Source organism: Janthinobacterium sp. GMG2 (genome assembly GCF_033949445.1).
Lineage (GTDB): Bacteria > Pseudomonadota > Gammaproteobacteria > Burkholderiales > Burkholderiaceae_D > Janthinobacterium > Janthinobacterium aestuarii.
The window spans coordinates 196,933-222,740 of sequence record NZ_JAXAWA010000002.1 but is presented as its reverse complement, the minus strand read 5'-3'; the positions used below and the strand labels follow the sequence as shown (position 1 = coordinate 222,740).

Annotated in this window: 20 protein-coding genes; 6 read left to right on the top strand and 14 right to left on the bottom strand. The window is 62.0% G+C overall.

Annotated features, from left to right (window positions below):
- Positions 1–34: 34 nt before the first annotated feature.
- The gene (locus tag SKZ59_RS07015) at positions 35–2,347 is read right to left on the bottom strand and encodes an SUMF1/EgtB/PvdO family nonheme iron enzyme (RefSeq protein ID WP_319991193.1); all 2,313 of its coding nucleotides are present in this window, start codon (positions 2,345–2,347) and stop codon (positions 35–37) included.
- Between the two features lie 19 nt (positions 2,348–2,366).
- Positions 2,367–4,685, bottom strand: a complete 2,319-nt coding sequence (locus tag SKZ59_RS07010; protein WP_219327217.1) for a hypothetical protein — start codon at positions 4,683–4,685, stop codon at positions 2,367–2,369.
- Between the two features lie 332 nt (positions 4,686–5,017).
- Between SKZ59_RS07010 and SKZ59_RS07005 the strand changes: the two genes are divergently transcribed.
- The 3 genes from SKZ59_RS07005 (at position 5,018) to SKZ59_RS06995 (ending at position 7,275) form a co-directional block, all read left to right on the top strand.
- A complete protein-coding gene (locus SKZ59_RS07005) occupies positions 5,018–5,254 on the top strand; it encodes a hypothetical protein (protein WP_034751908.1) in 237 nt (78 codons plus the stop codon).
- A 189-nt stretch (positions 5,255–5,443) separates the two neighbouring features.
- Positions 5,444–6,139 carry a YXWGXW repeat-containing protein gene (locus SKZ59_RS07000; protein ID WP_219327218.1) on the top strand — a complete coding sequence of 232 codons (696 nt, stop codon included), beginning with the start codon at positions 5,444–5,446 and terminating at the stop codon, positions 6,137–6,139.
- A 107-nt stretch (positions 6,140–6,246) separates the two neighbouring features.
- On the top strand, positions 6,247–7,275 hold the full coding sequence (locus SKZ59_RS06995) for a transporter (RefSeq protein WP_175560449.1): 1,029 nt from the start codon (positions 6,247–6,249) through the stop codon (positions 7,273–7,275).
- 51 nt (positions 7,276–7,326) lie between these two features.
- On the opposite strand, the gene rnk is transcribed toward SKZ59_RS06995, so the two are convergent.
- Positions 7,327–7,734: a nucleoside diphosphate kinase regulator gene (gene rnk, locus SKZ59_RS06990; RefSeq protein ID WP_162835757.1), complete on the bottom strand. Its 408-nt coding sequence runs from the start codon at positions 7,732–7,734 to the stop codon at positions 7,327–7,329.
- Positions 7,735–8,322: 588 nt separating this feature from the next.
- On the opposite strand from rnk, the gene SKZ59_RS06985 reads away from it, so the two are divergent.
- Positions 8,323–10,215 carry a putative bifunctional diguanylate cyclase/phosphodiesterase gene (locus tag SKZ59_RS06985; protein WP_319991192.1) on the top strand — a complete coding sequence of 631 codons (1,893 nt, stop codon included), beginning with the start codon at positions 8,323–8,325 and terminating at the stop codon, positions 10,213–10,215.
- A gap of 131 nt (positions 10,216–10,346) precedes the next feature.
- On the opposite strand, the gene SKZ59_RS06980 is transcribed toward SKZ59_RS06985, so the two are convergent.
- Entirely contained in the window at positions 10,347–12,023 is a 1,677-nt protein-coding gene (locus SKZ59_RS06980) for a peptide chain release factor 3 (protein ID WP_034751986.1), read from the bottom strand.
- A gap of 186 nt (positions 12,024–12,209) precedes the next feature.
- Here SKZ59_RS06980 and SKZ59_RS06975 point away from each other — a divergent pair, with 186 nt between their 5' ends.
- Positions 12,210–14,267, top strand: a complete 2,058-nt coding sequence (locus tag SKZ59_RS06975; RefSeq protein WP_319991191.1) for a methyl-accepting chemotaxis protein — start codon at positions 12,210–12,212, stop codon at positions 14,265–14,267.
- A gap of 225 nt (positions 14,268–14,492) precedes the next feature.
- Positions 14,493–15,302: a Crp/Fnr family transcriptional regulator gene (locus SKZ59_RS06970; protein WP_034751913.1), complete on the top strand. Its 810-nt coding sequence runs from the start codon at positions 14,493–14,495 to the stop codon at positions 15,300–15,302.
- 64 nt (positions 15,303–15,366) lie between these two features.
- Here the strand turns inward: SKZ59_RS06970 and SKZ59_RS06965 are convergent, their stop codons facing one another.
- The 10 genes from SKZ59_RS06965 to thrS all read right to left on the bottom strand — a co-directional run bounded on the left by SKZ59_RS06965 (position 15,367) and on the right by thrS (position 25,661).
- Positions 15,367–16,782 carry a CHASE3 domain-containing protein gene (locus SKZ59_RS06965; RefSeq protein WP_072453148.1) on the bottom strand — a complete coding sequence of 472 codons (1,416 nt, stop codon included), beginning with the start codon at positions 16,780–16,782 and terminating at the stop codon, positions 15,367–15,369.
- Between the two features lie 144 nt (positions 16,783–16,926).
- The gene (locus SKZ59_RS06960; RefSeq protein WP_010399201.1) at positions 16,927–17,559 is read right to left on the bottom strand and encodes a response regulator transcription factor; all 633 of its coding nucleotides are present in this window, start codon (positions 17,557–17,559) and stop codon (positions 16,927–16,929) included.
- 210 nt (positions 17,560–17,769) lie between these two features.
- Positions 17,770–18,174 (bottom strand): MerR family transcriptional regulator, encoded by a 405-nt coding sequence (locus SKZ59_RS06955; RefSeq protein ID WP_219327219.1) that lies wholly within the window; start codon positions 18,172–18,174, stop codon positions 17,770–17,772.
- A 10-nt stretch (positions 18,175–18,184) separates the two neighbouring features.
- Positions 18,185–18,532 carry an integration host factor subunit alpha gene (locus SKZ59_RS06950; RefSeq protein WP_010399205.1) on the bottom strand — a complete coding sequence of 116 codons (348 nt, stop codon included), beginning with the start codon at positions 18,530–18,532 and terminating at the stop codon, positions 18,185–18,187.
- A 170-nt stretch (positions 18,533–18,702) separates the two neighbouring features.
- Positions 18,703–21,129, bottom strand: coding sequence for a phenylalanine--tRNA ligase subunit beta (gene pheT, locus SKZ59_RS06945; RefSeq protein WP_319991190.1), 2,427 nt, complete (start codon positions 21,127–21,129; stop codon positions 18,703–18,705).
- 78 nt (positions 21,130–21,207) lie between these two features.
- On the bottom strand, positions 21,208–22,224 hold the full coding sequence (pheS, locus tag SKZ59_RS06940) for a phenylalanine--tRNA ligase subunit alpha (RefSeq protein WP_034751917.1): 1,017 nt from the start codon (positions 22,222–22,224) through the stop codon (positions 21,208–21,210).
- Positions 22,225–22,369: 145 nt separating this feature from the next.
- Positions 22,370–22,729 carry a 50S ribosomal protein L20 gene (gene rplT, locus SKZ59_RS06935; RefSeq protein WP_010399214.1) on the bottom strand — a complete coding sequence of 120 codons (360 nt, stop codon included), beginning with the start codon at positions 22,727–22,729 and terminating at the stop codon, positions 22,370–22,372.
- 26 nt (positions 22,730–22,755) lie between these two features.
- Positions 22,756–22,953 carry a 50S ribosomal protein L35 gene (gene rpmI / locus SKZ59_RS06930; RefSeq protein WP_038493025.1) on the bottom strand — a complete coding sequence of 66 codons (198 nt, stop codon included), beginning with the start codon at positions 22,951–22,953 and terminating at the stop codon, positions 22,756–22,758.
- 227 nt (positions 22,954–23,180) lie between these two features.
- Complete coding sequence (gene infC, locus SKZ59_RS06925; RefSeq protein ID WP_413774546.1) at positions 23,181–23,708, bottom strand: translation initiation factor IF-3; 528 nt, start codon at positions 23,706–23,708, stop codon at positions 23,181–23,183.
- 45 nt (positions 23,709–23,753) lie between these two features.
- A complete protein-coding gene (gene thrS, locus SKZ59_RS06920) occupies positions 23,754–25,661 on the bottom strand; it encodes a threonine--tRNA ligase (protein WP_034751987.1) in 1,908 nt (635 codons plus the stop codon).
- Positions 25,662–25,808: the final 147 nt, after the last annotated feature.

Genomic DNA, 25,808 nt, shown 5'->3' with positions numbered 1-25,808 from the left:
AAGTATCCGTCAAGATAGCCGATATAACAACAACTCAATCGAGCGTGCGCGCCACCCTGAAGCCCACGATATCGTTCGACAGCACGGTGGAAAAGCCGTTGCGCAGGGCCGAGCGCAAATAGCGCGGGTGGTACAGCCACGAGCCGCCGCGCAGGATACGCCGGCTGCTGTCGCTGCCCTCTTCCCACGCGCTGCCATCGACTGGCGCGCCTTCATAATTGTCGTGCACGACGTCCTGCACCCATTCCCACACATTGCCATGCATGTCGAACAGGCCCCAGGAATTCGGCGCGAAAGTGCCCAGCGGCGTCGTGCCGCCCCGGTACACGCCGCGCGGGCCGCCGTTGTAGACGTACAGCCCGTCGTAGTTAGCTTGCTCTGTGCTGATCGTGTCGCCTACGTTGAAGGCCGTGCGCGTGCCGGCGCGGCATGCGTATTCCCATTCCGCTTCGCTGGGCAGGCGGTAGTGGCGGCCCGTGCGCTCGCTCATCCACGCCAGGTACAGCTGCGCGTCATTCCAGCTCACGCCCACCACCGGGTGCTGGTCGTTCTGCACGAAACCGGGATTGTCCCAGTCCGTCTCGGAACCGCCAGCCCAGCCGGTCGCCTTGACGAAGGCGCGCCATTCGCCCACGCTGACGGGGTGCCGCGCCAGCGCGAACGGGCGCTCGATGCCGACCCAGTGCTGCGGCATTTCGCGCTCAAGCCACGTCTGCTGCGAGCCAGCCTGGATGGCGGCCTTGTGTTCCGTTTCGTGCGCGCCCATCTGGAAGCGGCCGCTGGGAATCAGTACCAGTTCCGGCCCCTGTCCCGAACCATCGAGGAAATCGTCGCGCAAGACGCCTTCCGCATTGGGCACCGGTTCCACGTGCTCGGCTTCCGGCGCCGGTGCGGATGGCGGCGCAGGGACAGCTGCTGCGGCGGCGCGGCTGGCCTGTTCCTTGCGCGCACGTTCCTGCTCGGCGCGGTAAGCCGCTTCCGCCTTGGCGACGATGGCCTTGCGCTGCAATTCCTGGTGCTCCTGCAAGGCGGTGGCCGCATCGGCTTCGCGGCGCGCGCGCAACTGGCCGCGCAGCGCTTCCTTGCGCAGCTTGCGTGCCTCTTCCGCTTCGAAATGGCGCTGCGCCTCCTGCTCGCGGCGCAGTTTATCTTGCCGCTGCTTTTCCAGCGCGGCCGCCTGGATCTCGGCCTTGCGGCGCTGGTCCAGTTCTTCCTGGCGCACGCGCGCCTCCTTGAGCGCCGCCTCGCGGGCCTGTTCGGCGGCCAGCGCCGCTTCCCGTTGTTGCTGCGCCGCGCGCACCTGCTGCTGGCGCGCCTGTTCCGCCAGTTCTTCGGGCGACGGCCCGGCCGCGCGCTCCAGGTTTTCCAGCAAGGCTTGCACGGATTGGGGCCGCAGTTCCGGCGTCAGCGAAAACCCGTTCTGCAGCACTTGCCACTGCTGCGCGTTGAGCGCTTGCGGCGCCGACGGCAAATGGCTGGCGCTGCGCGTGTCGTCGAACGGCATGCGCCCTTCGAGCATCTGATAGATCATCACGGCCACCGCATACACGTCCAGGCGCGGGCTGGGCTGGCGCTGGTTGGCGCCGGCCTCGGGCGCCCGGTAGCCGTGCGTGCCCGCATTCGGCATGTCCAGCGCCAGGCTGCTGTCCGCATTGCGCACGCGCGATGCGATGCCGTAGTCGAGCAGCTTGACGTCGCCCTTCGCCGTCAGGAAGACATTGCCCGGCTTGATGTCGCGGTGCACGAGCTTGTGCTTTTCCCACGCATACGACAGGGCGTCGGCCACCGGCTGCAGCAATTCCTGCACCGTGGACAGGGGCAGCGCGCCCTCGCGCGCCAGATAGTGCTCGAGGTCTTCGCCATCGAGGCATTCCATGATGATGAAATAGCTGGCCGTGGCCGGGTCCTGCGCCCACTCGTAGACGCGGACGATGTTTTCATGCGCGAGCTTGCGCGCCTGCGTCGCTTCCTCGATCAGCAGCTTGGCGTGCGTGGCGCTTTGCGTCAGCTGCGGCGGCAAGATCTTCAGCGCCACCATTTCGCTGCTGCCCAGCTCTGCGTGCGTGGCCAGGTCGGTCGCTTGCCACACCTGTCCCATGCCGCCCGTGCCGATCAGCCGCTCGAGCCGGTAGCGGCGGTTTTGCGGGCCGATTTCCTGGCCCGTCATGAAGCCCAGCTCCGTGCCCTGGCGTACGGGCAGCGGCGCCGGCACAGGCGCGGCGCCGGGCGGCGCGTACTCGGCGTCGAGGATGGCGTTCTTGCGGCGTTCAAATTCCTGCTCGCTGAGCAGCCCGTCGTCGTGGAGGGCGCGCAATTCCCGCAGTTTGTCTCGTGCTTTTTGCATCATCTGGGGTGAAACGCTTCCATCAAGGCTGCAAGGCGACGCCGCAGGCGGCGCAGAATTTATCTTCCGGATGGCCCGCGCGCTGCGCGTGGCCGTTCTTGCAGCGGACCGGCGCTGCTGCGGTGGCGGCGCCCGGCTGCAGCGCCTGCGCCACGGCCACGCCCAGCTGCGCCTGCGCCGACAGGCCATGCGCGTGCGCCGCGTTCTGCAAGTTGATCAAATCGAGCTGCTGGCGCCGTTCGCGTTCCGCCTGGCCTTCCAGGTAGCTGCGCTCCTGCGCCACGCTGTCCTGCGCCATGCGCATGGCGTCCAGCGGCGCGACGCTGTTCTCGGCCGCCGCCAGCGCGGCCAGCGCGTGGATCTGCTCGGCGCTCATGCCTGCCTGCAGCTGCGTTTTCAGCACTTGCGCCAGCACGGCCGCATTCTGCCCGGCGGCCATGGCCACCTTGCCCGTGTCGCTCAGCGAACCGATTTTCTCGATGCGGTCGATGTCGATGCGCGCCAGTTCGGCCGCATGCGCCTGTTGCGCCAGCAGGGCTTCATATTCACCTTTCCAGCGCGCGTAATCGCTTTCGCGCTGCTGCGCCATGGCCAGCAAGTCGCGCTGCCATTGCGCTTCCTGTTCCAGCTGGCGCAGTTGCTGGCGCTGTTCCTCGATGGCCAGCGCGTCGAGCTGCGCCAGCTGCGTTTGCTGCTGCAGCTGGCGCGCGTGCACGCCGTCGGCCTCGATGGTGCGCAGCAGCTTTTCCTGCTGCGCGATGGCATCTTCGCGCGCGCCGCCGCGCCGCAGCGCCGCGACTTTTTCCGCGATTTCCGCCGCCTGCACCTGGGCCGCTTCATCCTTGTGCGCTTCGGCGCGCAGCAATTCGCGCTGGCGCGCCAGCTGCATCTGGTCTTCCCACTCCTGCACGCGCTCCGCTTCGCGCTTGCGCGCCGCATTCGCCAGCATCAGTCCCTGCCACGCGGCCTGGTGCTGCTCCGCCTCCAGCTGCGCCTCGCGCTGGGCCGCATCCGCTTCCGCCTGGCGCAGGCGCGCCAGCTGGGTGCGGCGGCCCGTCTCGTCGTCGATCAGCAGCGCGCTTTCCACTTGCTGCGCGATCGACTGCAGGTGCACCTGATGCGTAAAGCGCTGCTGCGCCAGCTGGATCTGCTCGCGCCCGTGCAGCTGCGACAGTTCCAGCTCGCTGCGCATCTTGATGGCCGCCAGCGCCCGCACGTGTTCCCAGTTGGCCGCTTCATCGGCGCGCTGCGCGCCCTTCTGCGCCAGTTCCTGTTCCAGCTCGCCCAGCGCCAGGGCGGCGCCATGGTCGAGCGCCTGGCGCCGCGATTTCGCTTCCAGGATGCGGCCATACAGGTCGATCTGACGCCCGCGCAGCGCTTGCAGGCGCTCCGCTTCCTGGTGGTTCAGTTCCGCCTTTTCCACCGTCGCATCCTGCTGCAGCTCGGCGCGGCGGTGCGCGTGGCGCGCCGCCAGTTCCTCGCGGCGGATGCGCTGCCACTCTTCCTCGTCATACAGCTGGTCGAGCTGCTTCATGCGCTCCAGGCTGTGCTGCTCGAGTTCCTGCGCCGGCAAGCCGCCCAGCCACAGGGTGCCGATGCCGGAGCCTGCGTCGCCCGCGCGCTTGTCGTGCCGCAGGCTCAGCGTTTCCACGCGCGACACGGCCAGGCCGCTGGGCGCCAGGCGCTGCGTCAGCGCCGATTGCAGGCGCTCGTTCAATTCGGGCCGCAAGTCGGCATTCGCGTCCATCTCGCGCAGCGCGCGGCTACCGATGAATTCCAGCGCGATCTGCCGCACGGACGGCAGCAGCAAGGCGTGCAGGTGGGCGCGCGTGACGGCGCCCGGCGCGCGCATGAACTGGCGCGCGAACGCGTCGGGCTGGCCCAGCGCGATGTCGACACGCAAGGACGCGGCGACGTTCAGCAGCTCCGTGCTGGCCAGGCCCGGCAGGTCGAATTCGAGGCTGATGGCGTCGGCGCGCGCGATCAGCACCTCGGCCGGACGCGCCGGCAACAGCGCGGGCAGGCGCGCAAAGAAGGCGGCGCTGTCGTAATCGCCAGCCGGTATCAAGGTGAAAGCGTCCGATTGCACGATCCAGGCGCGCGACTCGGCCGGCACCTGCAGGCGGCGCGCCGCGCTGCCGAACAGCGAGGATAGTTCGCGCACGCCGAAGAACAGGGCCAGTTGCCCATCAGCTAGATGCCATTGATTGGCATGCAGCACCGCGTCGCTGTCGGGGGCGCCCAGCGACAAGCCGCATTGCGCGCAATAGCCGGCGGCGGCGCCGTTCTTGTGCTCGCAGCGCGGGCAGCGGGCGCCGCCAAAACCAAACAATTGGAACATGTGTGACTCCTGATGAGAATAATGGTGTGCGCAACACGGCTGCCATGCCGATTCTAGCAGGATAGCCGGGCCTCACTTGCCGCGCACGGCATGGGCACGGCAGTGCGCAGCATCAGATAATGCCATAGGGCAATTGCATTCATATGCGCGGATACAGGGCTAATTAGGCCTCAATTCAAGCCGTCGCCTGTCCGCGCCGCGCGCAGGCATTTCAGCGCCGTTTTTTTGCAGGCCATCCCGCCAAAACCACGGCTGGTCGCATGCGCATGGCGCGCCGGCCCGCGCATGGCTACAGTGCATGCATACCCACCCGCCACCCGAAAGGAACGATCATGAAAACCCTGAAAAACATGGAAGCCATCTTTACCGTCGCCGTCGCCATCGCCTGCGGCGCCAGCTATGCCAGCTTCAACCAGCCACAGGCCGCGCAAACCGCCGCTGCTGCGCAAGCGAACGCCATCCCCGTCGTGGTGGTCAGCGCCAAGCGCCTGACGGAACAGGAAAAGAAAATCTCGCTGATCGAAGAACGGCAAGCCTTGCTGGGCAACGCCACCGCCAGCACCCTGTGAGCCAACTATGCTGACACCACGCCGCCTGGCGCCAGTTTGAATACCGCCGCGCCAGGCCGCCATTTGTATCTGCCACGGATACACGGACACCCAGCATTGTGTCAATTGTAATAAGTTGAATCAAAGGCGATCTGCCCGCCTGCAAGCGCCTATAGTCCATTTCAAGCAATCACCGAAATGGAGCACATCATGAAACCCATCACACTCTACGCAGCAGCCATGCTTGCCATCAGCACCGCGGCCTTCCTGCCTGCGCAAGCGATGGCACAGAATCAGCTCGGCGTCAGCATTGTCATCGGCGACGCCCCGCCTCCGCCACGGTTTGAAAGCGCGCCAGCGCCGCGCGCCGGCTATGTCTGGGCGCCTGGCTACTGGAACTGGGATGGCCAGCGCCACGTCTGGACCGGCGGCGAATGGCTGCGCGAACGGGGCGGCAACCAGTACCGCCGCGCCGCCTGGATACAGGAGAACAACCGCTGGCGCCTGGACCGTGGCGGCTGGGTCGCCGCGCAAGTGCAGCCCGTGCGCTATGACGATATCCGCATCGCACCGCCGCCACCGCGACGCGAAGCCATCCCCCGCGCCCGCCACGGCTACGTCTGGGCGCCCGGCCACTGGGAATGGCGCGGCCAGCGCTACGCCTGGACGCCAGGCGTATGGATCGCCGAACGCCGCGGCTACGTGTATGCGCCGCCCGCCTGGAACCAGCGCGACGGCCGCTGGCAGATGGAGCAAGGCCGCTGGTCGCGCGGTCCGAACGGCGACCGCGACCGCGACGGCATCCCCAACCGCTATGACCGCGACAATGGCAACCGCCACGACCGCGATGGCGACGGGGTCCCAAACCGCGACGACCGCAGGCCAGATAATCCCCGCCGCTATTAAGCAGCGGACACCAAGGCCACCCATCGCGGTGGCCTTGTCATTTTCCCGACACATCCGTGTATTAACATCGCGCGACGATCAATCACACTGCACGAGAAAGATTCACGATGGCGATGGAAACTGCCGGTTTTACCTACGGCTCGGACACCTCGGGCCTGGTCTGGGGCTTCCTGTTTGGCCGCGACGGGCAGCCACTGGCGCTCGACTCGACGGCGGCACTGGCCTGGCTGGCCGATGGCGCGGCGCGCCCGGCGCAGGAATTCGTCTGGCTGCATTTCAATTTGTCGCATGCGGCCAGCGAAAAATGGCTGATGACGCATACGCAGCTGGCCGACGAATTCTATGAAACCCTGCACCAGGGTTCCCGTTCCACGCGCATCGAACAGGCGGAAAACACCCTGATCGCCGTGGTCAACGATGTGGTGCACAACTTCTCGTTCGAAGCGTCCGACATTTCCACCATGTGGGCCAGCGTGGCGCAAAACCTCGTCATCACGGCGCGCCGCGCACCGCTGCAGTCGATCGAGCGCCTGCGCCAGGCCGTCATCAAGAATCACGAGCCGATACGCTCGTCGGTGGAATTGCTGATCCATCTGCTGCGCGACCAGGCGGACGTACTGGTCAACATCGTACGCGACGCCGTGGCGCGGGTCGACGATATCGAGGATCACTTGCTGGCGGGGCGCCTGGTGCCGAAACGCGAAGACCTTGGCGCCATGCGGCGCGTGCTGGTGCGGCTGCAGCGGCTGCTGGCGCCGGAACCGGCAGCCCTGTTCCGCCTGCTGCAACGCCCGCCATCGTGGGTGTCGGAGCTCGACAGCCTGGAACTGCGCCAGTCGACGGAGGAGTTTTCGGTGGTGCTCAGCGATATGTCATCGCTGCAGGAACGCATCAAGCTGCTGCAGGAAGAGATCGCCGCCAGCGTCAACGAGGAAAACAGCCGCAGCCTGTTCGTGCTGACCATCGTCACCGTGCTGGCCTTGCCGATCAATATCATCGCCGGCATGCTGGGCATGAATGTGGGGGGTATTCCGCTGGCCCAGCATCCGCAGGGCTTCTGGATCATCGTCGCCATCATCGTCACGTTTACGGTCGTGGCGGGATGGCTGGTGGTGCGCGTGCAGCGAAACAGTTAAGTCCCGGCACGGCCTGGCAGGCGAACGGCAGGCGCCGTCCGCCGTCGCTGCTTATCGGTGGTATTCGCCGGCCCGTTCAGGCTGGTAAACGATTTCCTCGATTTTCACCTTCACGACGCCGCCCGGCATGGGCCAGGCGATGCTGTCGCCCACGGACAGGCCCAGCAGCGCGCTGCCGACGGGCGCCAGCACGGAAATGCGGTCGGCCTGGCCTTCCACGTCCTTCGGATACACGAGCGTCAGGCAGAATTCCTCCTTGTTTTCCACCGTGAAGCGCACGGTGGAATTCATCGTCACGACGGTCGGGGGAATTTCTTGCGGCTCGAGCACCTCGGCGCGGCCCAGCTCATCGAGCAAGGCGGCCTTGTCCGGCGATAAGTTATTACCCAAGGCATACAACAACGCTTCCAGTCGTTCCAGGTCTTGTGACGACAAAATAATTTTTGGTTTTTTTTCCAAGATATCCTCACTATTGATCATCAGGGCGACGTCCGGCTTTACTGGCGGCTGCTGACTTGGCCGCGGCAGACAAAACAAACAGCATCAGGACGTCCATCATCAGCGGATTATGGACGAACTCGCGGAGCAAGGCCATAGCGTTCGCGCATTCTTCATTAAAATTTATTAAAATCAATGACTTGTAATGGCTTATAGCGTAAAAAAGTTTATCCGTGCCGCGATGGCCGGGTGCATTGAAGTTATTCTTGCTGGTATTTTGTTTACCATCAGCATTGTTTTAAGAGAAAAAAAACGGCGGGCAAAAAAAGGATTAAAATTCAGCATGAATTATTATTAGAAAGACACGTCTTCCTTTCCGCCAGTCTTGTCGCCTTGCCTGCTGCCACCGGTATGCCGCATGGATATAAATTGCCGCACGCCCTGTACTTTCACGCTGCAAAATGACAATATGTCGGCCTTAGCAACACTTGGCAACACGTTGAGAGTTCCGGCTCACTTCGGTTTTCATCAGACTGGAACGTAAAGTATGGCAGGGCGAGGCGCGATCACACGGGGCGGCGGCAGGCGGGGCCGGCAGGAAGAAGCGTCATGATGACGCCATTGATACTGCCGTCCGTGCAATTGCGCGGCGACCGGATAGCCCGGCTGAACTTGCTGGCCGCGGCGGCCATGCTGGCCACGGCCAGCCTGCTGTTGACCCTCTTTCAATTGTTTTCCCTTCAGGCATCCTTCCAGCGCAACCTGCACATCCAGGCCGACATGCTGGCACCGGCCGCCGCCCAGGCCATGCGCGAAGACAATCGTCTTGCAGCGCAACAACTGCTCGCTCCCCTCGCCGCCGCCCCGCATATCCGGCAAGCCCTGCTCTACAGCCCCTATGGCACGCCGTTTGCCCGCTATGCGCGCAGCGGCAACGACGCCGTGCCGGCGGCGCCGCGCAACGGCCTGCACCTCGATTACCTGGACGGCAGCGCCGCGATATTGAAGACCCTGCCCGGCGGCGGCGCGCTGTACCTGCGCGCCAGCCTGGCGCCGCTGTATGCCAGCCTGGCGCAATTTGCCGCCTTCACCGTGCTCGTCTGCCTGTGCGCGTTCGGCCTGACGTTCCTGATGGTGCGCCGCACGCGCACCGCCGCCCAGCATGCGGAAAGCCATCTGCACTACCTGGCCCACGTCGACTCCGTCACGCAGTTGCCGAACCGCCATGAATTCAACGACGCCCTGGCCTACGCGCTGGCGCGCGCCGACCGCCAGGACAGCAGCGTGGGCCTGCTGCTGCTGGACCTGGACAACTTCAAGGTGGTCAACGATACGCTGGGCCACCACTGCGGCGACCAGCTGCTCAAGCTCGTCGCCGAGCGCCTGGTGGCCATCCTGCGCGGCACCGACATCATCTGCCGCATCGGCGGCGATGAATTCGTCGTCATCGTCGAACCGGCCGACGACGCCTCGGAAATGGCCAGCGTGGCGCGCAAGATCCTCGCCGTGCTGGCCGCGCCGTTCGACCTCGAAGGCCACCAGCTGTATGTCAGCGCCAGCATCGGCGTGAGCCTGTATCCGTTCGACGCGCAGGACGTGGCCACCCTGACGCGCAATGCCGATACGGCCATGTACCACGCCAAGCACCAGGGCAAGAACCGCTACGCAGTGTTCAAGGCCGAAATGGAAATGCGCGCCCAGCGCCGCCTGCGCATGGAAGCGAACCTGCGCCGCGCCCTGCAAAACGAAGAACTGTATCTGCATTACCAGCCGCAGATCGACTTGCGCAGCGGGCGCATCGTCGGCGTGGAAGCGCTGATACGCTGGAACTGCCGCGAGATGGGCCAGCTGAGCCCCGCCGAATTCATCCCCGTGGCCGAGGAAAGCGGCATCATCGTCGACCTGGGACGCTGGGTGCTGCAAAGCGCCTGCCGCCAGGCGGCCGTCTGGTGCAAGGCGGGCCTGCTCGATTCGCTCGAGCACGTGGCCGTCAACCTGTCGGCGTGCCAGGCGCGCGATCCGGGACTGATGGACGACATCCGCGCCATCCTGCACGAAACGCAGCTGCCGCACGGCTTGCTGGAGCTGGAAATCACGGAAGGGGTCTTGATGGACAATATCCACGCCAACGTGGAATTGATGCGGCGCCTGCAGGAGACGGGCATCCACCTGTCGATCGACGATTTTGGCACCGGCTATTCGTCGATGTCCTACCTGAAGCGCCTGCCGATCGACCAATTGAAGATCGACCGCAGCTTCGTGCACGACCTGCCCGGCGAGGGCGAAGCCATCGTCACGGCCATCATCGCCATGGCGCACAGCCTGCATCTGAAAGTGGTGGCCGAAGGGGTGGAAACCTTGCGGCAGGTGGAGTTTTTGCGGACAGCGGGCTGCGACAACGTGCAGGGCTTTTTCTTCGCGCGCCCGATGACGGCGGCGCAGCTGACGGCATTGCTGCTGGAGCGGCGCGACTGGAGTACGCGGACGATCTTGCCGGCCTGAGTTGGCGCCAACGATGGTTGTCGGATTACGCGCGGCGTTGCCGCGCTAATCCGACCTACAGCAGCACACCATGAACAGGCAGGTCGGCGTAGGTCGGGTTAGCGCAAAGCGCGTAACCCGACACCACTAAATCAAGCCAATTTCGCCGAATGCTCGCGCGTCGCGTGGAATTTCAGCTTCGGCCAGCGCTCTTCCGTCAAGCGCAGGTTGACGCCCGACGTGGCCAGGTAGGCCATGTTGCCGGCCGCATCGTAGGCCACGTTGTGGCCCAGCGCGTTTTCGAAATCCTGCAGGATGCGCTTGTCGTCGCAGCTGACCCAGCGCGCGCTGCTGATGCTCGTGCCTTCGAACACGGCGTCGACGCCATACTCGTTGAGCAAGCGGCTGGCCACCACTTCGAACTGCAGCACGCCGACGGCGCCCAGTACCAGTTCGCCGCCCTGCACCGGCTTGAAGACCTGTACCGCGCCCTCTTCGCCCAGCTGCTGCAAGCCCTTGTGCAGCTGCTTGATCTTCAGCGGATTGCGGATGCGCACGGAGCGGAAGAAGTCCGGCGCAAAATACGGGATGCCCGTAAAGGTCAGCATCTCGCCTTCGGAAAAACTGTCGCCGATCTGCATGTTGCCGTGGTTCGGCAAGCCGATGATGTCGCCCGCGTACGCCTCTTCCACCTGTTCGCGCGAGGAAGCCATGAAGGTCACCACGTTCGACACCTTGATCTCGCGCCCCAGGCGCAAGTGCTTGACCTTCATGCCGCGCTCGAAACGTCCCGAGCACACGCGCAAGAAGGCGATGCGGTCGCGGTGGGCCGGGTCCATGTTCGCCTGGATCTTGAAGACGAAACCGGTAAATGGCTGCTCGGACGGGGCCACCGAACGCACGGTCGCATCGCGCTCGCGCGGCGCCGGCGCCCAGTCGACCAGCGCGGACAGGATCTCGCGCACGCCGAAGTTGTTGATGGCCGAACCGAAGAACACGGGCGTCTGCACGCCGGAGAGGAATTCCTCCAGGTTGAACGGGTTCGATGCGCCGTGCACCAGTTCCACTTCCATGCGCAGCTGGTCCATCTCGAGCGGGAACATCTCCTGCAGGCGCGGGTTGTCGATGCCCTTGATGATTTCGAAGGCGCCGTCGGCCTTTTCTTCGCCGGCCTTGAACAGCATGATCTCGTCGTTCAGCAGGTGATACACGCCGCGGAAGTTCTTGCCCATGCCGATAGGCCAGGTGACGGGCGCGCACTGGATCTTCAACACGGATTCGAGTTCGTCGAGCAGGTCCAGCGGATCGCGCGTCTCGCGGTCCATCTTGTTCATGAAGGTAACGATCGGCGTATTGCGCATGCGGCACACGGCCAGCAGCTTGATCGTCTGCGCTTCCACGCCCTTGGCCGCATCGATCACCATCAGCGCCGAGTCGACCGCCGTCAGCACGCGGTAGGTATCTTCCGAGAAGTCCTGGTGGCCGGGGGTGTCGAGCAGGTTGACGACGTGGTCGCGGAATTCGAACTGCATCACCGAGGAAGCGACGGAAATGCCGCGCTGCTTCTCGATCTCCATCCAGTCCGACGTCGCGTGGCGGCCCGATTTGCGCGCCTTGACGGTACCGGCCATCTGGATCGCGCCCGAGAACAGCAGCAGTTTTTCCGTCAGGGTGGTCTTACCGGCATCGGGGTGGGAAATGATGCCGAAGGTGCGGCGGCGCTGCACTTCGCGCGCGATCACGGCCGGCGCCTTGCTGCTCGCTGGCGCTGCTGCGCTGTCCGCGTTGTCGCTGGAATCGGGGGTGTTGATGTCGTTCTCGTTGGCCATATTGGTGACCATAATATGGCCCTCGCAAAAAACCCTCGATTTTACAGAAGGATCGGCCTTCCGTGTGAACTGCTTCACTCTGGCGAACGGCAAAAATGACCGCATCAGGGCGCACTTCATCAAGGGGTCACAATCCGCAGGCAACATTGCACTGCAGAAATGTTGTCACCCTACCCTGGAAACCCGATGAAAATCCTCCTCACCCCCGCCATCCGACTCATGCAGCGCTTGCGCCTGCTGCCCAAATTCATGCTTGTCTGCCTGGTCTTCCTGCTGCCGTTGGCGCTGGCGACCACCCTGCTGATCTCGGAACTGGGCAAATCGCTGGCCCAGGCGCAGGATGCGCAGCGGGGCGTGGCCTATGTGCGCCAGCTGCAGGAAGGCACACGCCTGCTGCAGCAGCGGCGCGGCCTCGAACACTTGCGCCTGAGCGGCAAGGCGGGCATGGATAACACGGCCCTGAACGCACGCATCACGGCCGCGCTGGCGGCCCTGGCGCGCCTGCCTGCCGGCGCCGGGCTGCCGCAGGCGGCCGAGCTGACGAAACAGTGGCAAGCCCTGCTGGGCCGCCAGGCCGGCCTCGCGGCGCGCGACAGCTACGCGGCGCATACGGCGCTGCTGCGCCAGGCGGCGAAACTGGGCCAGCTGGTGGCCGACCGTTCGCACCTGAGCCTGGACCCGGACGCGGGCGCCAACCACCTGAGCGCCGTCTTCACCGCCACCCTGCCCGACCTGGCCGAAAGCCTGTCCGACATCGCCGGGCGCGGCGCCGCCTACATCGACACGGGCCTGTTCGAGGCGAATGAAGATCAGCTCGTCAACGCCAACGCGCTGATCGCACGCCACGAACTGGAGCGCCTGCCGGCCCGCTTCGACGAAATCCTCACCAGCCGGCCGGAACTGCGCGCCAGCGTGCAGCCGGCCCTGAAAGCCGTGCCAGCCGCGCTGGCCTTCCTCGAACGCACGAAAAACGAAGTGACGAATTCCTACGACCAGACGTCGGGCGCGCAATTCCATGCGGCCGGCATACAGGCGATCGACGCCCTGCAGGCGCTGTCCGGCGCTTCCGCCGGCGCCCTGGACGATTTGCTGGCGCAACGCATCGCCCGCGACGAGGCGCGCCGCGCCCTGATCCTGGCCGCCATGCTGCTGGTGCTGCTGGCCGCAGCCTACCTGTGCGCGGGCTTTTATGCCGCGTTCGCGCGCGACGTGACGCAATTGCGCGTGGCCGTCGGCGCGGCGGCGGCGGGCGACCTGTCGCAGCGCATTACCTCGCAGGCGCACGACGAGATCGGCGACCTGGTGCGCGACTTCGGCGCCATGACGCATGGCCTGGCCACCCTGGTGCAGGAAATCCGCGGCGGCGCGGCCGTCATCGCGGCGGCCGGCGCCGATATCGCCCAGGGCAACGCCGCCCTGTCCGGCCACACGGCCACGCAGGCCGATGCACTGGGCGCCACCGTGGACTCGATGCGCGAGCTGACGGCCACTGTGGGCCGCAACGAGGCGCACGTAGGACAGGGGCGCACCTTGGTGGCGACGGCGGCCGACGTGGCCCTGCGTGGCGGCCAGACCGTGGGCGCCGTGGTCGACACCATGGCCTCGATCAAGGCCAGCTCGCACAAGATCGTCGACATCATCGGCGTCATCAACGGCATCGCCTTCCAGACGAATATCCTGGCCCTGAACGCGGCCGTGGAAGCGGCTAGAGCCGGCGAGCAGGGACGCGGCTTTGCCGTCGTCGCCTCCGAAGTGCGCAGCCTGGCGCAGCGCTCGAACGAGGCGGCGCTGGAAATCAAGCGCCTGATCGGCGATTCCGTCGCCACCGTGGATGCGGGCGGCGACCTCGTCAATGCGGCCGGCAACACCATGCGGCAAGTGGTCGATGCGGTGCAGCAGGTGGCCGTGGTCATCGGACGCATCAGCAGCGCCGGCGCCGAGCAGAATGGCGAGATCGCCCGCATCAACCAGGCGCTGGCGCAAATCGACGACATGACGCGCCAGAACGCGGGCCTGGTCGACGAGGCGCGCGCCGGTTCGCAGCGCCTGCACCAGGAAGGCGAAGCACTGACGCAGGCCGTCAGCCGCTTCCGCCTGGGCGAGCACGAGGCGCAAAACCCGCGCCAGGCGCCGGCCGCAGCCGTGCGCGACGGCTTGCCCAGCGTGCGTCCGGCCGGTCTGTGGAGCGCCAACAAACCGCGCGTCATATCACAAAATCGCGCGGAACGGCGCAAGGCTAGCTAGTCAAAAGTGTGCACGTAGGACAAGGACTACAATTCCGCCTCAAATGAGACTACAAAGTGGCGACTGCTAATCTTATGTTCGCCACTTACATAAGCTTTTAAAGTAGCTACATCGCGATCTGCACCGCGCGGTCGAACAAAACGCCGTTATCACATGAGAACGGCAGCTTCTTTGACCAGCAACGCGGCAGTCGCACTCCGATGTAAAAAGCCTGTGAGGAATACTATGAACCAAACTCAACTTAGCACCCCGGTCCAGAAGAACCAGTTGCTGCCGCGCGCCATGCCGGCGGCCGGACGGGAAATCAAGCTTGCGTCGCGGGTTAGCCTCAGCAGTGCCCAACAGAATGAATTGCTGGCCGCCCTGCCGCGCGCCGCGCTTGAATCGCTGTTCGAAGACCTGGAACTGGTGGAACTGCCGTTCGGCAAGGAATTGTATGCTTACGGTAACAACCTGGAATACAGCTACTTCCCCACCACCGCCATCATTTCGCTGCTGTACGTAATGGAAGATGGCGCCACGACGGAAATCGCCGTCGTCGGCCATGAAGGCGTGGCCGGTGCCTCGCTGCTGGCCGGCGAGCGCGCCATGTGCACGGCTGTCGTGCAAAGCGCTGGCTACGGCTACCGTCTGAAAACGCAAAGCCTGCGCGATGCCTTCAATCAAGGCGGCGCCCTGCCCCAGCTGCTGATGCGCTACACCAACGCCCTGTTTGCGCAAATGGCGCAGAACGCCGTCGGCGGCCGCCACAGCTCGATCGAACAAAAGCTGTGCCGCTGGCTGCTGGACCGCCTGGACCGTTCGCCATCGAATGAATTGAAAGTGACGCAAGAGCTGATCTCGATCATGCTGGGCGTGCGCCGCGAAAGCATCACGGCCGCCGCCGGCAAGCTGCAGGAAGAAGGCTTGATCCACTATCGCCGCGGCAATATCACGGTGCTGGACCGCGCCGGCCTGGAATGCTATGCGGGCGAGTGCTACAAAGTGGCCAAGACGGAATACGACCGCTTGCTGCGCGACGTTTCCCGCTGCTGATCATGCAAGATAAATAAAAAATGGCCGGGCTGCATGCCCGGCCATTTTTTTATCTCAAAGAAAATTACGCTTCGATATCCGCGTCGATGTCTTCCGGCTCCGGCGTCAGCGGCAGCGGAATCACGGCTTCCACGCATGTCCCCTTGCCATCCGGCCCTTGGCGCACGGTGAGAGTGCCGCCCAGCAGCAAAGCGCGTTCGCGCATGCCCAGCAAACCGTGCGACATCGGTTTTTGCAGCGCAGCTTCCGTGATGCCGATGCCGTCGTCGATCACGCGCAGCACCAGGCCGTGTTCATTGCGTTTCAAGGTCACGCTGACCATGCCGGCACGCGCATATTTCATGATATTCGTCAGCGATTCCTGCACGATACGGAACAAGGCAATCGTCAGCGTGGCTTCGCGGTTGTCGATATTGATGGCCACGTCCGTTTCGCAACGAACCGAGCTCATGCGTGCAAAATCCTCGCAATAGCTTTCGATGGCGGCGCACAGGCCCAGGTTGTCCAGCAAGCTGGGGCGCAAGTCCTCGACGATGCGACGCTTGAGTTCCACCGTTTCCAGCAAGGTGGCCTTGGCACGCCGCAATTGTGTCGCCAGTTCCGGCTGCGTGTGCGCCAGTTGCTGCGTGACGGCGCCCAAGTCCATGCTGATCGACGTCAAGTTGGCGCCCAGCTCATCGTGCAGCTCACGCGCCAGCCGCGCTTTTTCCACTTCATTGACGCTGATCAAATGACGCGACAGCACGGATAGCTGCTCGGTACGCTTGCTGACCGTCGATTCCAGAGTGTCGTTAGCATTTTGCAATGCATACTCGACGGCCGCGCGGTTCTGGAAGCTGCGCCGCACCAGCTGGTAAAACATGATCAGCACGAGAATGGCCAGGGCATTGATGCCGATGCCGAGCAGCACGGCTTTCTGATACTCATGATAAAAGGCGGCGCTGCCGGTCGACAGCGCTTCATTCTGCTCGCGTGTCATGATCACCACCTGCAGGCGGATCTCGTCCATCGTGGCGCGGTCATCGGTGACGCGGGAAATGTTGACGATCTCAGCCAGTCCGCCCTGCTTGTAGACGTCGATTGACTGTTGCAACATCGACATCTTGCGCCGGATCAAGCTTTTCAGCTGGCCCAGGTTTTTCAGCTGGGTGGGACTGCCCGCGAGCAAGGTTTGCAGCTCGTTGAATTCGTTTTCGATTTCGGTGGTGGCGGTCTTCGACGGCCCCAGATAGGTTTCGGAGCCGGAAATGAAATAGCCGCGCAAGCTGCTTTCCGCATCGAGCACGAGCACATTCAAATACTGCAGGCGGTCGGCCACACGGGCGCTCTGGCTGAGCAAGGCGTTCGTGCCCTTCAGTGACTGCAGGTTGTGATAAAGACTGAAGCCATTAAGTACAAGCAACAAGGCGCACGTCACGCACAGGATCGTCTTGTACAGGGGCAGGCGGTGATTCGGGGCCGGTTCAGCGGTGAAATACATCCTGATGTGCATCCTTAGCAAGGTTCGGCGCGGGAAAGAGCGCCGGCGCCGGCCAATTATAGTCCTCGCCACAAACTGCTGCACTGCACAAGTCGTGCTGGCTAGCTGGCTGAGCGATCATGTTTCAATGATCGCACCGCAGCGCTAGTCAAGCAAATTGTTTTTCATTGCGTAATAGGTCAAGTCGCTGTTAGATTGCAAGCCCATTTTTTCCATGATGCGCGTACGGTAGGTACTCACCGTCTTGATGCTCAGCGATAAGGCCACGCCGATATCGGACACGGTGGCGCCACGCGCCAGGCGCAGGAAGACCTGGAACTCGCGGTCCGACAATTCCGTATGCAGGGCCGCATTCGTATCGCGGTCAAACGACTGCGCCAGCAATTCGCCCACGGTGGAGCTGACATAGCGGCGCCCCTGGAACACAGTGCGCACGGCCGTCATCAGCTCGTCGGCTTCGCATTCCTTGTTCAGATAGCCGTTCGCGCCCATCTTGAACAGGTTCAACGCGTACTGCTGCGCGGGATAGCCGCTGAGTATCAGCACGGGCAATTCCGGCTGGCCCTGGCGGATCGTGCGCAAGGTATCGATGCCGCTTTGATCGGGCATGGCTATATCGAGCAGCAATACATCGCAAATTTCGCGGCGGGCGATATCGAGCGCTTCGCGCCCGGTACCGGCTTCCGCCACCACACTGAAATCGTCAGAAGACGAAAAAATCTGTTTGAATCCAGCTCGTACTATTTGGTGATCATCACAAATGGCAACGCGTATCATTGTTTCCCCTTAAATTTTCCTGGCCTGGGAAAGACTACCGGAACCTGAACGCTGCTCCGGTTCAGCGTCACTAACAAAAACGCAACATTAACATTATATTCAAAATATGGTGCGCTGTACGGTAGCGTCAACGCCAAGGCGGAGCATCCATGCAGTATAGTCAACTTGGCCAAACGCTAACGGACGACCCCACCTATATTGGTACAAATCTTATTTTAGCAAGTTTAAAATCGCCATTAATTCATTGCGTATCCACACGCGGTCCAGCGGCACTTCCTGCGGCACAGCAGGCATGGCCGGCAGCACTGGCAGCTCGTCGGCGATGCCATGCGATGCGCCGCGGCTGTCGAGCTTGTTGCGCGCGCCGCTGATGGTAAAGCCCTGCTCGTACAGCAATTCGCGGATGCGGCGTATCAGCAGCACCTCATGGTGCTGATAATAACGGCGGTTGCCACGTCGTTTGACCGGCTTGAGCTGGGAAAACTCCTGCTCCCAGTAGCGCAGTACGTGCGGTTTGACGCCGCACAACTCGCTCACCTCGCCGATCGTGAAATAGCGTTTCGCCGGAATGGGCGGCAAGGCGATCAACTCGGTTTTACTGATGCGCTCGTTCATCGCCACTCACTCAGGCAGCACGTGCCAGCGGACTGGTCTCTTCGACCATGCTTTTCAGCTTCTGGCTCGCATGGAAGGTCACGACACGGCGCGCCGTGATGGGGATCTCTTCGCCCGTCTTCGGATTGCGGCCCGGCCGCTGCGGCTTGTCGCGCAACTGGAAATTGCCGAAACCGGACAACTTGACGGCCTCGCCACGCTCGAGCGCATTGCGGATTTCGTCGAAAAAGGTCTCGACCATATCCTTCGCTTCGCGCTTGTTCAGGCCCACTTGCTCGAACAACAGTTCGGCCAGTTCCGCCTTGGTCAAGGTCGGTAAATCTTTTTCCGCTTCCTGGCGCACTTTGGCAACCAGCATGGCCCGATGCAAATCGGCGGCCAGTGCGGATTGCAGTACGGCGGAATCAACGTCGCTGTTATTAATTTTCCTGCCCTGCCTTTTCTGTGCGCCCGAGCTCGCCACATGGCAAGCTCGTCTACGATTGACGACGGAAAGGCCGTCACGCAAGGCGACGGCCAGTCCGGTAATTACGAACGCAGTTTCGCGTCGTGGCCCTGCTTGGCCGCATCGATCAGGACAGCCATCAGGCCATCGACGACATCGTCTTGCAGGGTGTTTTGAGTATCTTGCAAGCTAATCCGGAAAGCAAGGCTTTTTTCATCCGCTTCCAGACCTTTTCCACGATATTCATCAAATAAAACAATGGCTTGCACGATACGCGCTGCCGGGCTCGACTTCGCTGCCGCGTGGAAGCTGTCGAGCAGATCCTGCACGGCCACCGATTGCTTGACGACCACGGCCAGGTCGCGGCTGGCGCCAGGGAATTTCGAGATTTCCTGGTACGCGGGCACGACTCTTTGCGTCAAGGCAGCGGCGTCGACTTCGAACAGCACGGGTGCCAGCGGCAAGTCATACTTTTGCATCCAGCGCGGGTGCAATTCGCCGATGAAACCGATGACCTTGCCATCGAGCTCCACGTTGGCCGAACGGCCCGGATGCAGTGCCGGATGTTCCGCCTTGGTGAAACGCAAGACCAGCGGCGCGAACAGCGCTTCCAGGTCCGCCTTCACGTCGAAGAAGTCGACCGTGCGTGCGGCCTGGCCCCACTGCTCGTCGGCAACCGCGCCGTAGGCCATGGCAGCCACGCGCTTCGGCTGGGCGTAGCCAGCCACCGACAGGGGGCCGTTTTCCACGCTGTCGTCGCGCTGGTAGATGGCGCCCACTTCGAAGATGCGCACGCGGTTCGTCTTGCGGTTCAGGTTGTAGCGCACATTGGCGATCAGGCTGCCGATCAGCGATGAGCGCATCACGCTCATCTGGCTGGCGATCGGGTTCTGCAATTTGATCGGGTTCGTGTTGCCCGAGAAATCGCGCTCCCATGCCGTATCGACAAAGCTCATGTTAACCACTTCCTGGAAACCCAGGTCGGCCAGCTCATGACGTACCGCAAACAGCGAGCGGGTATTTTCCGGTGCAATCTGCATCACGTTCGCGGCCACGGGCGGCAAGGTCGGGATGTTTTCAAAGCCGTACACGCGCGCCACTTCCTCGATCAGGTCTTCCTCGATCTCGATGTCGAAACGGTAGCTGGGCGAGGTCACGGAAAACACGCCGTCCGCCAGCGTAAATGGCAGGGCCAGGCGCGTAAAGATATCGGCGATCAGCTCATCGTTGAGCGGCACGCCGATGACTTTTTGCGCGCGCGCCGTGCGCATCGATACGGGCTGGCGTTGCGGCAAGTTCACCACGTGGTCGTCGACGGGGCCGACGGTGGTCGCTGGCGTGCCGCAGATTTCCACGATCAGCGCCGTGATGCGCTCGATGTGCTCGACGGTGGTGGCGAAATCGACGCCGCGCTCGAAGCGGTGCGCCGCATCGGTCGAGAAATTCAAACGGCGCGCGCGGCCTTGAATGGCGTTCGGCCACCAGAATGCCGCTTCCAGATAAATGCTATCCGTATCATCCGACACGGAACTGGCGTCGCCGCCCATGATGCCGGCCAAGGATTCGATTTCTTTATCGTCAGCAATGACGCCGATCCACTCGTCGACGGCGATGGTGTTGCCATTCAACAGCTTGACGGATTCGCCCGCCTTGCCCCAACGCACGTCGAGGCTGCCGTGGATCTTGGCCAGGTCAAACACGTGGCTAGGACGGCCCAGTTCCAGCATGACATAGTTCGAGATATCGACCAGGGCCGACAGCGGACGCTGGCCGCTGCGCTCGAGGCGCTGCTTCATCCAGTCCGGCGTGGCTGCCTTGGCGTTCAAGCTGCGGATGACGCGGCCCGTGAAACGGCCGCACAGGTCCGGCGCGCTGACTTTCACGGGCAGGATTTCGTCGCTGGAAACAGGCACGGTGCGGAACTGCGGCGCATTCAGGGGCACGCCCGTGAGTGCCGACACTTCGCGCGCCACGCCCAGCACGGACAGGCAGTCCGCCTTGTTCGGCGTCAACTTGATGGTGAATTTCAAGTCGTTGAGCGCAAAGTAATCGCGGAAGTTCTGGCCGATCGGCGCGTCGTCCGGCAATTCCATCAAGCCGGCGTTTTCTTCCGACAATTTCAATTCGCGCGCGGAGCACAGCATGCCTTGCGACTCGACGCCGCGCAGCTGGCCCACCTTGATTTCAAACGGCTTGCCATCGGCGCCAGGCGGCAGCACGGCGCCGGCCATGGCGCACACGACTTTCAAGCCCGGGCGCACGTTCGGCGCGCCGCAGACGATGTTGAGCATGGTGCCCGTGCCGACATCGACCTGGCATACATTCAGGCGGTCCGCGTTCGGATGTTTTTCCATCTCCAGGACCAGGCCCACCACCACGTTCGAGAACGGGGGCGCGACAGGATCGACGTCTTCGACTTCGAGACCGGACATGGTCAGCAGATGGGCCAGTTCGTCCGAAGTCATCTTCGGATCGACCATGGTACGGAGCCAGTTTTCGGAAAATTGCATAATCAAGCCTTCAAAGGGTCAAAGCTCACAGCGCGAGCGCACAGGCGCTCAAGCGCCATGAATCAAACGGAACAACGCTTAGTTGAATTGCTTCAAGAAACGCAAGTCGCCTTCATAGAACAGGCGCAGGTCGTTGATGCCGTAACGCAGCATCGTCAAGCGTTCCAGGCCGGAGCCGAAAGCGAAACCGATGAATTTCTCGGGATCGAGGCCGAAGTTCTTCACGACGGTCGGATGCACCTGGCCGGCGCCCGACACTTCCAGCCAGCGGCCCTTCAACGGGCCGGAGCCAAAGGCGATGTCGATCTCGGCCGACGGTTCAGTGAACGGGAAGTACGATGGACGGAAGCGCACCTGCAGGTCATCCGTCTCGAAGAAGGCCTTGACGAAATTCAGGTACACGCCCTTCAGGTCGGCAAAGCTGATGTCTTCGGCGATCCACAGGCCTTCGACTTGGTGGAACATCGGCGAATGGGTGGCGTCGCTGTCGACGCGGTAGGTGCGGCCCGGCGCGATGACCTTGATCGGCGGCGTATGCGTGCGCGCATAGCGCACCTGCATCGGGCTCGTGTGGGTGCGCAGCAGCAAGGGCTTGCCATCGGTGTCGTTGCCATCGATGTAGAACGTGTCTTGCATGGAACGGGCTGGATGGTTTTCCGGGCTGTTGAGCGCCGTGAAGTTGGTCCAGTCGTTTTCGATTTCAGGGCCGTCAGCCACGTCGAAACCGATGGAGCGGAAGATTTCCTCGACCCGCTCCCACGTGCGCATCACGGGATGGATGCCGCCTGGCATGCGGCCACGGCCTGGCAGGGTCACGTCGATCGCTTCGGCGTTCAGACGGCCTTGCATCTGGGCATCGGCCAGCGCATCACGGCGCGCCGTCAGCGCGTCTTCGATCTGCACTTTGACGGCGTTGATCAGGGCGCCCTGCGCCTTGCGCGCGTCCGGGTCCAGCTTGCCCAGGCCCTTCATCATTTCGGTAATCTGGCCAGTCTTGCCCAAGTAGCGGGCTTTGGCGTTTTCAAGTGCGGCAGCGTCTGCGGCGGCGATAAAGTCAGCCTGGGCCGAGACGACGAGTTCTTCTAGGGAGTTCATGCGGCATTTCCTGTTTTGGACATCAATTCTGGACTCGATTATCAAAAGTCCAACAATCAAAAACGGAAACGGGGCATAAGGTTCACACCCCTGCCCCGCTCTTTATGACGTCACCCTACGGATGACGTTGTGCAATAACCGATGCTTACGCAGCGATTTTTGCTTTAACTGCGTTGACAATCGCAGCGAATGCTGGCTTGTCCATCACAGCCATATCGGCCAGGACTTTACGGTCCAGTTCGATATTTGCTTTTTTCAAGCCGTTCATGAATACGCTGTACGTTACGCCATGCTCACGGGAAGCGGCGTTGATACGGGCGATCCACAGGCGGCGGAAAACGCGCTTCTTGTTGCGGCGATCGCGGTAAGCGTATTGGCCAGCGCGCATAACTGCTTGCTTGGCAACACGGTATACACGGCTGCGGCGACCACGGTAGCCTTTAGCTTGAACAAGAATCTTCTTATGACGGGCACGAGCTGTAACCCCACGTTTTACTCTAGGCATAGTAACTCCTTAAATTGAGTGTGAGATTAAGCAGTCGGCATCATGCGCATGACGGATGTGACATCCGATGCGTTGATGTTACGGGTACCGCGCAACTGACGTTTGTTTTTGGTGGTTTTCTTGGTCAGGATGTGGCGTTTGAACGCGTGACCCGACTTGACTGTTCCACCTGGACGCACGCGAAAACGTTTTTTCGCGGAGCTTTTGGTCTTCATTTTAGGCATAGCAATCTGTCCTCTTACGGACAGCTCCATTTATAACAGGATTGCAGGTGGCAACACGACGCTGCGCTTAGATGCCTGCTTTCACATGTTGTGCAGCGGATGCGAGTCCACTACAGTTCACGCGGCCCGGGCATTGCTGACCGGGCCGCGCAAATTCTGCCTGGAATCTGGTGTCGCGCCCATGCAGGCACAAACCACGTCGATCCACAGTAAAACGCTATTGTATCTTACTTCTTCTTCTTAGGCGAAAGAACCATGATCATTTGGCGGCCTTCCATCTTCGGGAACTGCTCGACCTGGCCGTACGGCTCCAGATCGGCTTTCAGACGTTCCAGCATGCGGAAGCCAATATCCTGATGCGCCATCTCACGACCGCGGAAACGCAAGGTGATCTTGGTTTTATCGCCATCTTCGAGGAACTTGATGAGATTACGCAACTTGATATTGTAGTCACCATCATCAGTCCCCGGACGGAATTTGACTTCCTTCACGAGGATGATCTTTTGCTTCAATTTGGCTTCGTGAGCTTTCTTTTGCTCCGAATACTTAAATTTGCCGTAGTCCATCAAACGGCACACCGGTGGCTGCGCGGTAGGCGCAATTTCCACCAGATCGACGTTTGCCTCTTCCGCCAGGCGGAAGGCTTCAGCCAAACTTACGATACCGAGTGGCTCGTTATCGACCCCGCTTAAACGCATTTCAGGGGCAGTGATTTCGCCATTGATGCGATGTGACTTGTCAGTAGCTATTGTAATTTCCTTTAAAAATCTTGTAAAACGGTCGTGCAGCGAGTTTCCTCGTCAGGCCTTGGTGTCGACTTCATGTTTGAGTCGCTCTATCAGGGCATCGACGGACATCACGCCCAGATCGACATTGCCCCGCGCCCGCACGGCCACTGTATTCGCATCCCGCTCTTTGTCGCCAATCACTAAGATGTAAGGCAATTTTTGTACGGAATGTTCACGTATTTTATAGGTAATCTTCTCGTTACGCAAATCAGCCTGTACGCGCAGCCCCGCTTTGCGCAGTTTTGTTGTAACTTCCTGTACATAGTCGGCTTGAGCGTCGGAAATATTCAACACCGACACTTGCACCGGCGACAGCCACAACGGCATGGCGCCCGCATAGTGTTCGATCAGGATGCCGATGAAACGTTCCAGCGAACCGACGATCGCGCGGTGCAGCATGATCGGCACCTGGCGCGTGTTGTCCACGGCCACGTATTCGGCACCCAGGCGGCCCGGCATCGACGGATCGATCTGCACGGTGCCCACTTGCCATGCGCGGCCCAGGCTATCCTTCAGGTGGTATTCGATCTTCGGACCGTAGAACGCGCCCTCGCCCGGCAATTCCGTCCATTCCACGCCGCAGGCGCGCAGGGCCGAACGCAGGGATTCCTCGGCGAAATCCCACGATTCTTCCGTGCCGATGCGGTTATCAGGGCGCAAGGCCAGTTTCACATCGATATTCGTGAAGCCGAAAGCCGTGTACACATCCATCGCCTGCTGGTGGAACGCCGTCACTTCGCCGGCGATCTGCTCTTCCAGGCAGAAGATGTGGCCATCATCCTGCGTAAAGCCGCGCACGCGCATCATGCCGTGCAAGGCGCCCGATGGCTCATTGCGGTGGCATTGGCCGAATTCGCCGTAGCGCAATGGCAGATCGCGGTAGCTGCGCATGCCATTGTTGAAAATCTGGATATGGCCAGGGCAATTCATCGGCTTCAGCGCATAGGCGCGGTTTTCCGATTCCGTGATGAACATGTTTTCACGGTAATTATCCCAGTGACCGGTTTTTTCCCACAAGCCACGGTCGAGAATTTGCGGCGCCTTGACTTCCTGATAGCCATTGACCTGGTACACATTGCGCATGTATTGCTCGACTTGCTGCCAGATCGACCAGCCTTTCGGATGCCAGAAGATCAGGCCCGGCGCTTCTTCCTGGAAATGGAAGAAATCGAGCTGCTTGCCCAATTTGCGGTGGTCGCGCTTTTCCGCTTCTTCCAGGTTGTGCAAATACAGCTCCTGGTCTTCCTTCTTGGCCCAGGCCGTGCCATAGATACGCTGCAGCATCTCGTTTTTCGAGTCGCCGCGCCAGTAGGCGCCGGCCAGCTTCATCAGCTTGAACACTTTCAGCTTGCCCGTCGACGGCACGTGGGGGCCGCGGCACAAGTCCGTGAACTTGCCTTCGGAATACAGCGACACTTCCTGGTCGGCCGGAATCGAACCGATCAATTCAGCCTTGTACGCTTCGCCGATACCCTTGAAGTACTCGATGGCTTCGTCGCGCGCGACAACCTTGCGCGTGACTTGCTCATCCTTCTTGGCCAGTTCCGCCATTTTCTTTTCGATCGCGATCAGATCTTCGGGCGTGAACGGACGCTTGTAGGCGAAGTCATAGTAAAAGCCGTTGTCGATCACGGGACCGATGGTCACTTGTGCATCGGGGAACAATTCCTTGACGGCATACGCCAGCAAGTGGGCCGTCGAGTGACGGATCACTTCCAGGCCATCGGCGTCCTTGTCCGTCACGATCGCCAGTTCCGCGTCTTGCTCGATCAGATAGGAAGTATCGACCAGCTTGCCGTCGACCTTGCCGGCCAGGGCAGCCTTGGCCAGGCCGGTACCAATATTGGCCGCAACCTGGGCCACGGTGACCGGGCCGTCGAATTGACGGGCGGAACCATCGGGAAGTCGGATTGTAAGCATATTGATCTCCATATCGGCGCAGGCGCCAGGTAAAACTGCAATGTGGTGTGGACTGAAAAACTGAAAGGAAAACGCGGACGCAAAAAAACGCGGACTAGCCGCGTTTTTCACTTTCTTGAGACAAAGGAAACCCGTTCGACTAGCGTC

Excerpts from the sequence above, each read along its gene's own strand:
- SKZ59_RS07015 (WP_319991193.1), bottom strand. The coding sequence starts at position 2,347 with ATGATGCAAAAAGCACGAGACAAACTGCGGGAATTGCGCGCCCTCCAC.
- SKZ59_RS07010 (WP_219327217.1), bottom strand. The coding sequence starts at position 4,685 with ATGTTCCAATTGTTTGGTTTTGGCGGCGCCCGCTGCCCGCGCTGCGAG.
- SKZ59_RS07005 (WP_034751908.1), top strand. The coding sequence starts at position 5,018 with ATGAAAACCCTGAAAAACATGGAAGCCATCTTTACCGTCGCCGTCGCC.
- SKZ59_RS07000 (WP_219327218.1), top strand. The coding sequence starts at position 5,444 with ATGAAACCCATCACACTCTACGCAGCAGCCATGCTTGCCATCAGCACC.
- SKZ59_RS06995 (WP_175560449.1), top strand. The coding sequence starts at position 6,247 with ATGGCGATGGAAACTGCCGGTTTTACCTACGGCTCGGACACCTCGGGC.
- SKZ59_RS06985 (WP_319991192.1), top strand. The coding sequence starts at position 8,323 with ATGATGACGCCATTGATACTGCCGTCCGTGCAATTGCGCGGCGACCGG.
- SKZ59_RS06980 (WP_034751986.1), bottom strand. The coding sequence starts at position 12,023 with ATGGCCAACGAGAACGACATCAACACCCCCGATTCCAGCGACAACGCG.
- SKZ59_RS06975 (WP_319991191.1), top strand. The coding sequence starts at position 12,210 with ATGAAAATCCTCCTCACCCCCGCCATCCGACTCATGCAGCGCTTGCGC.
- SKZ59_RS06970 (WP_034751913.1), top strand. The coding sequence starts at position 14,493 with ATGAACCAAACTCAACTTAGCACCCCGGTCCAGAAGAACCAGTTGCTG.
- SKZ59_RS06965 (WP_072453148.1), bottom strand. The coding sequence starts at position 16,782 with ATGTATTTCACCGCTGAACCGGCCCCGAATCACCGCCTGCCCCTGTAC.
- SKZ59_RS06960 (WP_010399201.1), bottom strand. The coding sequence starts at position 17,559 with ATGATACGCGTTGCCATTTGTGATGATCACCAAATAGTACGAGCTGGA.
- SKZ59_RS06955 (WP_219327219.1), bottom strand. The coding sequence starts at position 18,174 with ATGAACGAGCGCATCAGTAAAACCGAGTTGATCGCCTTGCCGCCCATT.
- SKZ59_RS06950 (WP_010399205.1), bottom strand. The coding sequence starts at position 18,532 with ATGCTGGTTGCCAAAGTGCGCCAGGAAGCGGAAAAAGATTTACCGACC.
- pheT (WP_319991190.1), bottom strand. The coding sequence starts at position 21,129 with ATGCAATTTTCCGAAAACTGGCTCCGTACCATGGTCGATCCGAAGATG.
- pheS (WP_034751917.1), bottom strand. The coding sequence starts at position 22,224 with ATGAACTCCCTAGAAGAACTCGTCGTCTCGGCCCAGGCTGACTTTATC.
- rplT (WP_010399214.1), bottom strand. The coding sequence starts at position 22,729 with ATGCCTAGAGTAAAACGTGGGGTTACAGCTCGTGCCCGTCATAAGAAG.
- rpmI (WP_038493025.1), bottom strand. The coding sequence starts at position 22,953 with ATGCCTAAAATGAAGACCAAAAGCTCCGCGAAAAAACGTTTTCGCGTG.
- thrS (WP_034751987.1), bottom strand. The coding sequence starts at position 25,661 with ATGCTTACAATCCGACTTCCCGATGGTTCCGCCCGTCAATTCGACGGC.